Genomic DNA, 12,382 nt, shown 5'->3' with positions numbered 1-12,382 from the left:
TCGGCGGCGTCGCGACCGCGCTCGGCGGCGTCGGCGCGACGGGCCTCCTGGCCGCGCTTGAGGGTCTGCTCGGCGGCGTTCTTCTGCGCCGACGACAGGGCGCGCTCGAGGACGTCGAGGGCCTCTTCGCGCTCGGTGATCTTGCGCCGCATGTCGGCGGCGAAGGCGGCCGACTCGGCCGTACGACGCTCGGTGAGCGCGCGGTACTCCTGGGCCTGGACGGCGCGGTCCTGCGCGGCCTCGCGGCGGGCCGCCATCAGCTCGGAGTGGGTGATGCGGGTCGCCGCGGCACCCGCGAGCACGGCGAGGACCGCGGCCACAGCGGTGAAGCCGGCCGACGAGGACGCCACGGCGGCGATCACGATCGCGGCGGCGACGGCGAGCAGGGCGACGGCAACCCCCAGCCGCGTGCTGCGCTGGCGACGGCGAGCAGGCGTGCGGGACGCCTGTGACTGCTGGGGCTGCTGGGAAGACATGGGGTCAGACTAGGGCCGCGGCCGCCCGCCGTCGGTGCGACACGCACGCTCGAGGACGAGCGAGGCGAGCGTCACCCCGGCCGCCGCGAGGGCCGCGACGGCCGAGCGGAGGATCCACCGGTCGGCGTACTGCGATGCGTCCCCCAGCCAGCTGACGGCGTAGCCGACGTAGCCGGCCGTGATCACGGCACCGGCGAGTGCGCAGGCGCGAGCCAGCACCAGCCGGTTGACGGCCTGGTGCGGCTCGAGCCGCTCGTGGCGCACCTGCACGGTCTGCCAGGTGTGCCAGGCGAGGTAGGCCATGATCCCGGCGACGAGGACGAGGGCCAGCGCCTGCGGCCACGACACGAGGGGCGCGTGGCCGAGGACCCGGCTGCCCAGCGGGTGGGTGCCCCACCCGAGCGCCAGGCCGACCACGACGCACACCGTGAGCGCCCGGGGCGAGGTGGGGCGGAGCGTGCCGGGCGGCTCCGGCGGCTCGTCCGGTCCGGGCTCGGTCATTCGGGGTCCCCGCGGCGTCGTGCGGGGCAGCGCAGCGGAGGAGCAGGACGTCGGGGGGTGATCACTCGACCTCGAGCGAGAGGTCCTCGCGCTTGCGCACCCCCGAGGCGTCGGCGGCCTCGAGCAGGTCGGCGATCGGCCCGCGCTCGGGGAACACGGCGTCGGGCTCGAGGTCGTGCCACGGCTGGAGCACGAAGGCGCGCTCGTGCGCCCGCGGGTGCGGCAGCCGGAGGAAGTCCTCGTTGGAGCGGCGGTCGCCCACCACGATCAGGTCCACGTCGAGCGTGCGCGGGGCGTTGCGGACCTCGCTGCGCTCCCGCTCGAAGGCGTCCTCGACCGCGAGGGCCCGCTCCATCAGGCGGGCCGCGGGGAGGGTGGTGTCGGCCAGGAGGACGGCGTTGAGGTAGGGGCCGGCGTCCTCGGGCGAGTCCACGGGGTCGGTCTCGTAGACCGGCGAGACGCCGGTGACGAAGAAGTCCGGGGTGTCGGCCAGGGCCTCGACGGCGCCCTGCAGCGTGGCCAGCCGCTCACCGAGGTTGGAGCCCAGAGCGAGCACCACCCGGCGGATCGGGTGCATCTCGCCCGTGAGGGAGTCGGCATCCACGATGTTGGGATTGGGGGTCTCAGTCATGAGCGTTGCCTCGCGTTCTGGTGATCGTCAGCGCGACGTCCGAGAAGGTCGCGTCGATGGGTGCATCAGGTTTGTGGAGCGTGACTCGCGCCCATTCAACACGACTGTCCGTGAGGCACGAGTCCGCGATGCGCTGGACCACGGTTTCTATCAGGTCGACCGGATCGCGCTCGACAGCAGCCTTCACGTCGGCGACGAGGCTGCCGTAGTTGACGGTGTCCGCCAGGTCGTCCGAGGCGGCCGCGGCCCGGGTGTCGAGGCCCAGGACGAGGTCGACGACGAACGTCTGGCCCTCGCGCTTCTCGACGTCGAAGACTCCGTGGTGGGCCCAGCACTCGATCCCGCGGACGGCCAGCTCGTCGGTCATCGTTGTCCTCCATCAGTTCGCATGGCTGCCACCACCGCGAGCGCGTCGCGGGTGGCTCGTACGTCGTGCACGCGCAGGCAGTCGACGCCGCGCAGCGCCAGGACCGCGACGAGCGCGGCGTGCGCGTGCTCGCGCCCGTCGATCGGTCGCGGCACCCCACCCTCGGCCAGCAGCGAGCCCAGGAAGGACTTGCGGCTCGCACCCACCAGCAGGCGGCAGCCCAGCTGCTCCAGCACGTCGAGGGCCGCCAGCAGCTCCCAGTTGTGGTGGGGCCGCTTGGCGAAGCCCAGGCCCGGGTCGAGGAGGACGCGCTCGCGCGGGATCCCGGCGGCCTCGATCGCGTCGAGCCGCTCGCCCAGCTCACGGCGCACGGTCTCGACGACGCCGTCGGGCGAGTAGTCGGTGAAGTCGCGCATCCGGTCGGCGTGGGCGCGCCAGTGCATCGCGACGTAGTGCGCGTCGGTGCCGGCGACGACCTCGAGGATCCGCGGGTCGGCCAGTCCGCCGGAGACGTCGTTGACGATCCCGGCGCCCGCCGCCAGGGCCGCCTCGGCGACCTCGGCCCGCATGGTGTCGACCGACACCACCGCCCCGGCCGCCGCCAGCTCGCGGATCACCGGCACGACCCGGCCGAGCTCGTCGGCGACGAGCGGGCGGGTGGCCCCGGGCCGGGTGGACTCCCCACCGATGTCGAGGAGGTCGGCCCCCTGGGCCAGCAGGTCGCGGCCGTGGGCCACGGCACTCTCCGTGGTGTCGTAGAGACCACCGTCGGAGAAGGAGTCGGGGGTGACGTTGACGATCCCCATCACCCGGGGAACCTGTGGCCGGGTGGCCACGGTCACCTGGTGCCGGAGTGGATCAGCGCCATGGCCTCGGCACGGGTCGCCTGCTGGGTCAGGAAGGCGCCGCGGACCGCCGAGGTGATGGTGCGCGCCCCGGCCTTCTTGACGCCGCGCATCGTCATGCAGAGGTGCTCGGCCTCGATCACCACGATCACGCCGCGGGCCTCGAGGATCTCCATCAGCGAGTCGGCGACCTGCGTCGTGAGCCGCTCCTGCACCTGCGGCCGCTTGGCATAGACGTCGACGAGCCGGGCCAGCTTGGACAGGCCGGTGATCTTGCCGGTCTCGGCGGGGATGTAGCCCACGTGGGCCACGCCCGTGAACGGCACCAGGTGGTGCTCGCACATCGACCACAGCTCGATGTCGCGCACGAGCACCATCTCCTCGTGGCCCAGGTCGAAGGTGGTGGTGAGCACGTCGCGAGCGGTCTGCCTGATCCCCTGGGTCAGCTCGGCGTAGGCGCGCGCCACCCGGGCCGGCGTCTCGATCAGGCCCTCGCGGTCGGGGTCCTCGCCGATCGCGGCGAGGAGCTCGCGGACCGCCGCCTCGGCGCGCGGCTGGTCGAACTCGGGGATGTCCTCCGGTGCGCGCTCGGGCATCGAGACGGGGTCGATCATGGCGCCTCCGGCGTCGGCGGGGTGGGGGTGTCGGCCCCGACCTCGGGCGTGCCGTGCATGTCCCCGCCGGCGCCGGGCGGCGTCAGGATCGCGCCGCCGCGGGTCTCGGCCTCCTGGGCCGTGGCGTCGGCGGTGACCCGGTCGCGGATCTCCTGCGGGATGTCGACCGGCGGGATCGAGGACGGCACCCGCTCCGGCGAGCCGGTCCAGGCCGGACGCGTGGGGTTCATGGTCAGTGCCTCGAAGATCTCGGCGATCTGCGCCTTGTCGAGCGTCTCCTTGTCGAGGAGGGCCAGCACCAGCGCGTCGAGGACGTGACGGTTGGTCTCCAGGATCTCGAAGGCCTCCTGGTGCGCCTGGCCGAGCAGCGCCTTGATCTCGCCGTCGACCGCCGCGGCGGTCTCCTCGGAGTAGTTGCGCGTGTGGCCCATGTCGCGGCCCAGGAAGGGCTCGGAGTTGCTGTCGCCGAGCTTGACCGCGCCGAGGCGCTCGGTCATGCCGTACTGGGTCACCATCGCGCGGGCCAGGCCCGTCGCCTTCTCGATGTCGTTGCCGGCACCGGAGGTCACGTCGTGGAAGATCAGCGCCTCCGCGGCCATGCCGCCGAGCATGTAGGCGAGGTTGTCGAGCATCTCGCTGCGGGTCTGGGAGTACTTGTCGCGGTCGGGCAGCACCATCGTGTAGCCCAGTGCGCGACCGCGCGGCAGGATCGTGACCTTGTGCACCGGGTCGGTGCCGGGCAGCGCCGCGGCGACGAGGGCGTGGCCGCCCTCGTGGTAGGCGGTGATCAGCTTCTCGCGCTCGCTCATCAGTCGCGTACGCCGCTGCGGACCGGCGATGACGCGGTCGATCGCCTCGTCGAGGGACGCGTTGTCGATCAGCTTGGCGTTGCCACGGGCCGTCAGCAGCGCGGCCTCGTTGAGCACGTTGGCGAGGTCGGCGCCGGTGAAGCCGGGGGTGCGGCGGGCGATGCTCAGCAGGTCGATGTCCTGGGCGATCGGCTTGCCCCGCGAGTGCACCTTGAGGATCTGGTGACGACCGTTGAGGTCGGGGGCGTCGACCTGGATCTGGCGGTCGAAGCGGCCCGGGCGCAGCAGCGCCGGGTCGAGCACGTCGGGCCGGTTGGTGGCCGCGATCAGGATGACGCCGCCGCGCACGTCGAAGCCGTCCATCTCGACGAGCAGCTGGTTGAGGGTCTGCTCGCGCTCGTCGTGGCCGCCCCCCATTCCGGCGCCGCGGTGACGACCGACGGCGTCGATCTCGTCGATGAAGACGATGGCGGGCGGGTTCTCCTTGGCCTGCTCGAACAGGTCGCGCACGCGGCTGGCACCGACACCGACGAACATCTCGACGAAGTCGGAGCCGGAGATCGAGTAGAACGGCACGCCGGCCTCACCGGCGACGGCGCGCGCGAGCAGGGTCTTGCCCGTGCCGGGCGGGCCGTAGAGCAGCACGCCCTTGGGGATCTTGGCGCCGACGGCCTGGAACTTGGCCGGGTCGGTGAGGAACTCCTTGATCTCGCCGAGCTCCTCGATCGCCTCCTCGCAACCGGCGACGTCGCTGAACGTCGTCTTGGGCATGTCCTTGGTGATGAGCTTGGCCTTGGACTTGCCGAACTGCATGACGCCGCGACCGCCACCACCACCGGCCTGGTTCATCAAGAAGATGAAGAGCAGGATGATCAGCGCGAAGGGCAGGAGCGTGGCGAGCAGCGAGCCGAGGAAGCTGGGCTGCGGGTTGGTCGAGTTGGCCTTCGAGATCGTCTTGTCCGCGACCTGCTCGTCCACGGCCGCGAGGATCGTCTCCTGCTGTCCCTGGATGTATTGGGCCACGACCTTGTCGCCGTCGGGACGGACGCCCTTGTCGAGGGTCGCCTGGATCTCCTGGTCACCGTCGATGAAGGTGATCTCGTCGACCTGGCCGGCGGCGATGTACTTCGACATCGTCGAGGTCTCGATCTCGTCGTAGCCGTCACTGGGTGCGAGGAACTGGATCGCCAGCAGCACCGCGAAGGCGGAGAGGACGATCCACAGCCAGGGACCCTTGAATATGCGCTTCACAGGCAACTTTCACCGGTTCGGGATTGGTGGGGCGACGCTACAGGCCGCTCGGGCGGCCATTCTTTCAGGCGGGGTGAAGCGGGGGACGCGGACCGGGACCGATCAGGAGTAGACGTGGGGGGCGAGGGTGCCGATGTCGCGCAGGTTGCGGTACCTCTCGCGGTAGTCCAGGCCGTAGCCGACGACGAACTCGTTGGGGATGTCCCACCCGACGTACTTGGGCTCGACGGGCATCGACAGCGCCTCCGGCTTGCGCAGCAAGGTGGCGATCTCGACGCTCGCCGGGCTGCGGCTGGAGAGGTTGTTGACCAGCCAGCTCAGGGTCAGGCCGGTGTCGATGATCTCGTCGACGATCAGCACGTCGCGACCGCTGATGTCGGTGTCGAGGTCCTTGAGGATGCGCACCACGCCGCTCGACTTGGTGCCGGAGCCGTAGGAGCTGACGGCCATCCAGTCCATCTCCAGGTGGCCCGGCATCGCGCGCGCCAGGTCGGCCATCACCATGACCGCGCCGCGCAGGACGCCGACCACGAGCAGGTCCCTTCCGGCGTAGTCCTCGGTGATCTGGGCGGCCATCTCGGCCAGTCGCTGCTGGATCTGCGCCTCGGTGAAGAGGACGTTGACCAGCTCGTGCTCCACGTGGGACGAGTCCATGGACTGCAGCCTAGGGCGCGCGGCGTACGACGTCCGCCCGGGTCGGCGATTCGGTTACGGTGCCGACGTCAGGGACCGGGTCACCCGCCAGTGGAGCCAGGGACGGGGCCGTGCCGATCTCCTCGTCGGTGGGGCCCAGTGGGAGCCGGGCGACGAAGACACTGCCGTGGCCGAGCTCGCTGGTCGCCGTGAGGTGGCCGCCCATCAGCTCGGTGAGCTGCGTGCAGATCGCCAGGCCCAGGCCAGTGCCTCCGTAGCGGCGGGTGGAGGACCCGTCGACCTGACGGAACGACTCGAACACCCTGGGCAGGTCCTCCGGGGAGATGCCGATGCCGGTGTCACTCACGACGAACTCCACCACGCCGTCGGCGCGCGCGTCGGTGACGTCCCTGGCGGTGGGCACGGGGCGGACCACGAGGCTCACCCGACCTTCAGGGGTGAACTTGAGGGCGTTGTCGAGCAGGTTGCCGAGGACTTGGATCAGGCGCTCGGGGTCCCCCACCACCGTGCTGGGGACGCCCGGCTCCCACCGGTGGTCGAAACCGACGCCGGCCTCGGCGGCCGAGGTCTGGTAGACGTCCGCGAGGTCGTCGACCACGCGATGGAGGCTGAACGGCGTCGAGACGATCTCGAGCTGTCCGGCCTCCACCCGCGACAAGTCCAAGACGCCGTCCACCAGCCCCTTCAGCAGGTGCCCGGACCGGCGCATCCTCCTCACGAGCCCGAGCTGGAACTCGTCGAGGGACGTGTCCTCGAGGAGCTCGCCAGCCCCCAGCACGAGCGTGAGGGGCGTACGGATCTCGTGGCTCATGGTGGCCAGGAACATCGACTTCGTCCGGGAGGCCTCCAGCGCCGCGTCCAGCGCACCCTCCAGCTCCCGGTGCGCTCGCTCCTCGGACCTCATCAGACGTGCGGTGCGCACGAACGCCAGCAGGGTCAACAAGGTGGTGCCGGTGAGGAGCAGGAGTGGCTTGTCCGGCTCGCCGCGCATGTCGGCGACGATCTCCAGAGCAGGAGGCACGAGGAGCGGGACGACGGCGACCACGAGCTGGGCCACCGGGCCGGATGATGCTGCCGGCGCCACGGTGGTCGACGGCGTGGCCACCCGCCACGCGGACCGGGCCAGTAGGACGGGGGCGATCATCCAGGCGGCGTCCATCATGATCTGGGAGCTGCCGTCGGGCGACTGCAGGTACGCGACGTCGGCGGCCAACCAGAGGCACACGCCCACCGCGAACGACGGGTGCAGCGCGGCGCGGGCGCGGCGACTCATCAGCACCCGCACCACCAGCGCGAGCAGGACCGCGTCCGCGACCGGGTAGGACGCCCACACGATCCGCACGTGCGGGGCCAGGCTCTTGTCGGCCACGATCGTCTCGATCGAGACGCTCCAGAAGATCAGGACGCTCACCACCACGACCGTGGCGGCATCGATCGCGAACGCGAGGTCGTCGCGGCTCCCCTCGTTGCCGCGGCGCAGCACCACCCACATGGCCGTGCCCAGGAGGACGTAGCTCGCGAACCACGGGGGGTCGGCGATCGACACGTCCGTGGCCGCCCCCGACCGGTCGAGGACCTCCCACAGGACGTCTCCCAGAGCGTTGAGGGACAGGCCGGCGGCGATGAGTCGGCCCACCAGCCGGTGGCTGACAGGCCCGCTCTCGGCACCCACCCAGGCCACGACGCTGGCGCCGCAGAGCACCCCGAGGTAGATGAGCACGGCCACCACGGAGCTGTCGATGATGGCGTGGCCCACCACCGCGGCGACGACGAGTGCCCCCACGCCCAGCTCCACCCGTGCCTGCTTCACGCGCTGACAGTAAGTGGCCCGGCCGGCCTGGAGAGGGCTTTCGCCGCCACTAGCATCCTAGGGTCACGCACCCGGCTCGAGGAGGTCGGCGACGACCTCGGCGAGGCGCTTGAGCGAGAAGGGCTTGGGGAGGAAAGCGGTCGCGCCGGCAGCGCTGGCCCGGTCGCGGGTCGCGGTGTCGGCGTAGGCGGTGACGATGAGGATGGGCGTGTCGCGCATGCTCGGGAGCTCACGCAACCGCGCGCACAGTTCGCCGCCGTCCATCTCGGGCATGCTCCAGTCCAGGAGCGCAGCGTCGAAGTTCGCTTCCGAGGCCAGGGCGAGCGCTGCACGCGGGTCACCGGTGCCGGTGACGTCGTACCCCTTCCTGCGCAGTGTCAGCTCGATGAGCTCCCGGATGTCGTTCTCGTCATCGACGACCAGCAGTCGGTGCATGGACTCCCTGTCAGGCTCGAGGACCCGTTCGAGGGGTCGTGGGTACGGTCTCCATCGCCGAAGGGACAGCTGCTCGGTCTCCGACAGTTGTCCGAGACTAGCCCCCGCCGCGCTCGTCGCGGGCCCGGCTCGGGTCATTCGCGGTGACCTCCACGACCCCGAAGCAGGCCAGGAGCCTCGAACACCACCAGCCCGCCGCGGCGCAGCGCGCGGAGCGGGCCGGGGAGGTCGACCCACCGCTGGCCCCGCCAGGCGACGAGCAGCTTGTCGACCTCGACCACGTGCCCGCGGGTCAGCTCGGAGGCGGGTACGCCGGCCTCGAGCGCGGCACGGTGGACGGCGCGGTGCCGCAGGGCCGGTGGCGCGGCCACGAGCACCTCGACGGCCAGCCCGCCCTCCCGGCGCGCGTCCTCCAGCAGCCGGTCGGCGAGCTGCTCGAGGAGGGCGGTGTCCTCGCGGAGCTGTTCGGCGGTGCGGGCGAGGGCCTCGGTGATCCCCGGCCCGAGCTCGGACTCGAGCACCGGCAGCACCCGGTCCCGCACCCGGACGCGCGTGTAGGCGGGCAGGTGGTTGTGCGGGTCGTCCCAGAACTCCAGCCCCTCGACCTGGCAGGCGGTGACGGTGTCGGCCCGTCGTACGCCGAGCAGCGGGCGCGCGAAGACGCCGAAGCCCGGCCGCATCCCCTGCAGCGACCGCCCGCCGGAGCCGCGGGCCAGGCCGAGGAGCACGGTCTCGGCCTGGTCGTCGAGGGTGTGTCCGAGCAGCACCGCGCGGGCGCCCAGGCGGGCGGCGACCTCCTCCAGGACGGCGTACCTCGCCTCCCGCGCCGCGGCCTCGGGCCCGACTCCCGACGCCGCGTCGACGGAGACGCGTGCGGTCACCGTCTCGTCGACGCCCATCGCCGCGAGCTGCGCCACCACCCGGTCGGCCTGCGCGGCCGAGTCGGGCTGGAGGCCGTGGTCGACGGTCACCCCCACCACCCGCAGGGCCTGCTTGCGACCCTCGAAGACCGCGGCCGAGGCCAGCGCCAGCGAGTCGGCGCCACCGCTGCACGCGACAGCCACGACGTCCGCCGCGGCGAGGCCTGACAGCGCGGCGCGGACCGGGACCCGGACCACCGCGACGGAGGGGTGGAGCGTCACAGCACGCGGGCGACCCAGGCGTCGGGGTCGGTGATCTCGGCCTTCGAGGGAAGGGTGTCGGGGCCGCTCCAGACGGCGTTGAACTCCTCCATGCCGACCTTGTCGACGACGTGGCGGACGAAGACGGCGCCGTCGCGGTACTGCGCCATCTTGGCGTCGAGGCCGAGGAGCCTGCGCAGCAAGCGGTCGAGGGTGCCGACACCCTGGCGGCGCTGGTTGAACTTCTTGCGGATCTGCCCGACCGAGGGGATGACGCTCGGCCCGACGTCGTCCATCACCACGTCGGCATGGCCCTCGAGGAGCGACATCACGCCGGTGACCCGGTCGAGGATCTCCTTCTGCTCCGGCGAGGACACGAGGTCGAGGATGCTGCCGTCGCCACCGCGGATCGCCGCGGCGCCACGTCGTACGCCCTCGAGGATCGCGGTCGGCTCGATGGTGTCGGCGACGGCGTTCATCTGGGTCATCAGGTGCTCGCCCAGCCACGGGTTGGCGGTGAACTGCACGCGGTGGGTCTCCTCGTGGAGGCACACCCAGAGGCGGAAGTCGTGCGGGTCGGCGCCGATCTCGCGCTCGACGTGGACGATGTTGGGCGCGACCAGGAGCAGCCGGCCGTGCGGCGCGAAGAAGGGGTCGAACTGGCCGAGCACCTTGGTGCCGAGGAACCCGAGCATCAGGCCCACCTCGGCGCCGGTGACGCGCGAGCCGACCGCCTCGGCGAAGGCGGAGGGTGCGCCCTTCTTCTCGGTGAGCTTGTCGACGATGGGGGCGAGGATCTTGGCGAACCCGTCGGCGTTGGCTTGGACCCAGCCGCCGCGGTCGACGACGAGCACCGGCGCGGTCCCGGGGGCGGCGTGCAGGCCCGTGAACTCCTGGACCAGCGGGGTGGAGCGGTCCGCCCCCTCGCGCAGCTCGACCACGGCCGCGACCGCCTCGTCGGCCAACACCTCGGGGCCGGGACCGGCGATCCGGGAGCCCACGGTCACGGCGAAGTCCCAGTCCACGAGGTTCATGTCACGACACTAGCGGGGCACGAGGAACGAGTGCCGCGCGTGTGGCGGGAGGTTGAGCAAGCGCGCGACCGAGCCTGCGAGGTCGCGACCGCGCGTCGAAACCCACCTCAAAGGTCGCCTTGGTTTCGACACGGTCGCTGCGCGACCTGCTCAACCAGCGGCCGAGCGCGGTTTCGACACGGTCGCTGCGCGACCTGCTCAACCAGCGGCCGACCGCTGCGCGACCTGCTCAACCAACGGCCGACCGCTGCGCGACCTGCTCAACCAGCGGCCGACCGCTGCGCGACCTTCTCAACCAGCGGCTGGTGCTGAGCACCGGCAGGCCGCGAGAGCGGCGGCGGCGCGGTCGATCGCCTCCTGGGCGTCGAGCTTGTCCTCGGCCTGGACGCGATCGGCCGCGAAGACGAACGCCATCGGCTCGCCGTCGCGGCCGACCGCGATGCCGGCGAGGGCGTGGACGCCGGTCAGCGTGCCGGTCTTGGCGCGCACCAGCCCACGTGCGACGGCCGGGCCCTCGGCGAAGCGGTAGGTCAGCGAGCCGGTGAACCCGGCGACGGGCATCCCGGTGAGCAGGCTGCGCACCGGGTCGCCGTCCGGTCCGGCCGCGTGCTGGAGCAGCGCGAGGAGCGTGGTGGTCGAGACCCGGTTGCGGCGCGACAGGCCGGAGCCGTCGTACACCTCGTCGCCGGTGACGTCGATGCCCAGCCCGCGCAGGGTGCCGAGCACGCCGGCCGCGCCGGCCTCGAAGGACCCGGTGCCGGAGGTGGCGAGGCCGACCTGGTGGCCGACCACCTCGGCCCCCTCGTTGTCGCTGACGTCGAGGATGCGCTCGGCGATCTCACCGAGCGGGGCGCTCTCGACCGCGGCCAGCTCCTCCGCCCCGGGAGGTACGACGACCCGCTCGGGGTCGCCGACCACCGTCAGCCCGGTGGCGCGCAGGGCCTCGGCGAAGGCGCGGGCGGCGGCGAGGGACGGATCGTCGGACCGCGCCTCGCCATCGGGCTCGATCCCGCTGTCGACCATGAGCGCGGTGATCGGGCTGACGATGTCGTCGGGCACGTAGTCGCGGCGCCAGGCCGGGTTGTCGGTCGGCCCGGTGAAGAGGCTGTCGTCGAAGCGGACCTTGACCCGCCCCGTCCCGCCCAGGGCCGCGGCGGCCTCGAGCGCGAGCGAGGTGACGTCGGCGCGGGCGGGGTAGGTGGAGTCGGCCTCCGCCACGGTGAGCGGCTTGCTGGCGAGGAGCGGGTCGCCCCCGCCGACGAGCACGACCTCACGGGGCCTCTCCCCGCGGACGGCGCGGGTGGTGAACGTCTGGTCGGGGCCGAGCGTCGCAAGGGCCGCGCCGAGGGTGAGCAGCTTGGTGGTCGAGGCAGGGAGGTAGCGACCGTCACCGGAGGTCCAGGTCTCCGAGCCAGGGGTCAGCGACGTCACCGCACCGACCACGTGCGTGCCCAGGTCGGGGTCGGCGAGGTCGGGCGTCACGGCCGCGGACACCTTGTCGGCGACGATCGGGGCGGAGGCGTCATCGGCTCCTGCTACGGGCGCGGGAGTGGCCCACGCGGGCAGGTCGAGCCCGGCCGGCGGGAGCACCGCCTCCGGCTCGGTCACCGGATCGGCGGCAAGGCCGGGCAGGTAGCGCGGACCCCACTCGAAGCGGTAGGCGCCGACGCCGGCCGCCAGCAGGGCGAGCACCAGCACCACCGGCAGCCATGCCCCGACGAGGTGGCGTACCTCACGTCGTGGACGTTTCGACCCTCTCGCTTCGCGCATCGGGGCCATTGTGCGGGACACTGCCCCCACGACCCCGCGTCGGGCTCTCGCCGGACGCGACATA

The 12,382-nt window shown here is 72.2% G+C and carries 13 protein-coding genes; all 13 read right to left on the bottom strand.

Annotated features, from left to right (window positions below; genetic code table 11):
* On the bottom strand, nt 1-476 hold a 476-nt coding region (locus tag JWN97_RS04905), incomplete at its 3' end, for a hypothetical protein (RefSeq protein WP_297619183.1).
* Between the two features lie 9 nt (nt 477-485).
* Nucleotides 486-977, bottom strand: coding sequence for a DUF3180 domain-containing protein (locus JWN97_RS04900; RefSeq protein WP_297619180.1), 492 nt, complete (start codon nt 975-977; stop codon nt 486-488).
* 61 nt (nt 978-1,038) lie between these two features.
* Nucleotides 1,039-1,608 carry a 2-amino-4-hydroxy-6-hydroxymethyldihydropteridine diphosphokinase gene (folK, locus tag JWN97_RS04895; protein WP_297619177.1) on the bottom strand — a complete coding sequence of 190 codons (570 nt, stop codon included), beginning with the start codon at nt 1,606-1,608 and terminating at the stop codon, nt 1,039-1,041.
* On the bottom strand, nt 1,601-1,975 hold the full coding sequence (gene folB, locus JWN97_RS04890; protein WP_297619174.1) for a dihydroneopterin aldolase: 375 nt from the start codon (nt 1,973-1,975) through the stop codon (nt 1,601-1,603). The genes folK and folB overlap by 8 nt, the downstream gene beginning before the upstream one ends.
* Nucleotides 1,972-2,781: a dihydropteroate synthase gene (folP, locus tag JWN97_RS04885; protein ID WP_297619191.1), complete on the bottom strand. Its 810-nt coding sequence runs from the start codon at nt 2,779-2,781 to the stop codon at nt 1,972-1,974. Before folP ends, folB begins: the two co-directional genes overlap by 4 nt.
* Before the next feature lie 32 nt (nt 2,782-2,813).
* Nucleotides 2,814-3,434, bottom strand: a complete 621-nt coding sequence (gene folE / locus JWN97_RS04880) for a GTP cyclohydrolase I FolE (protein WP_297619171.1) — start codon at nt 3,432-3,434, stop codon at nt 2,814-2,816.
* Nucleotides 3,431-5,500 (bottom strand): ATP-dependent zinc metalloprotease FtsH, encoded by a 2,070-nt coding sequence (gene ftsH, locus JWN97_RS04875; RefSeq protein ID WP_297619168.1) that lies wholly within the window; start codon nt 5,498-5,500, stop codon nt 3,431-3,433. The genes folE and ftsH overlap by 4 nt, the downstream gene beginning before the upstream one ends.
* A 96-nt stretch (nt 5,501-5,596) precedes the next feature.
* Nucleotides 5,597-6,148, bottom strand: a complete 552-nt coding sequence (gene hpt, locus JWN97_RS04870; RefSeq protein ID WP_297619166.1) for a hypoxanthine phosphoribosyltransferase — start codon at nt 6,146-6,148, stop codon at nt 5,597-5,599.
* A 10-nt stretch (nt 6,149-6,158) separates the two neighbouring features.
* A complete protein-coding gene (locus JWN97_RS04865) occupies nt 6,159-7,958 on the bottom strand; it encodes an ATP-binding protein (RefSeq protein ID WP_297619163.1) in 1,800 nt (599 codons plus the stop codon).
* Between the two features lie 63 nt (nt 7,959-8,021).
* Nucleotides 8,022-8,393, bottom strand: coding sequence for a response regulator (locus JWN97_RS04860; protein ID WP_297619160.1), 372 nt, complete (start codon nt 8,391-8,393; stop codon nt 8,022-8,024).
* A 134-nt stretch (nt 8,394-8,527) separates the two neighbouring features.
* A complete protein-coding gene (gene tilS / locus JWN97_RS04855; protein WP_297619157.1) occupies nt 8,528-9,535 on the bottom strand; it encodes a tRNA lysidine(34) synthetase TilS in 1,008 nt (335 codons plus the stop codon).
* Nucleotides 9,532-10,548, bottom strand: coding sequence for a zinc-dependent metalloprotease (locus JWN97_RS04850; RefSeq protein ID WP_297619154.1), 1,017 nt, complete (start codon nt 10,546-10,548; stop codon nt 9,532-9,534). Before JWN97_RS04850 ends, tilS begins: the two co-directional genes overlap by 4 nt.
* A 291-nt stretch (nt 10,549-10,839) precedes the next feature.
* Complete coding sequence (dacB, locus tag JWN97_RS04845; RefSeq protein ID WP_297619151.1) at nt 10,840-12,318, bottom strand: D-alanyl-D-alanine carboxypeptidase/D-alanyl-D-alanine-endopeptidase; 1,479 nt, start codon at nt 12,316-12,318, stop codon at nt 10,840-10,842.
* Nucleotides 12,319-12,382: the final 64 nt, after the last annotated feature.

The organism is Nocardioides sp., from assembly GCF_025965415.1.
In the GTDB taxonomy this organism is placed as follows: domain Bacteria; phylum Actinomycetota; class Actinomycetes; order Propionibacteriales; family Nocardioidaceae; genus Nocardioides.
Note: the sequence above shows the minus strand (reverse complement) of the source record. Positions and strands in the feature narration are given on the sequence as shown.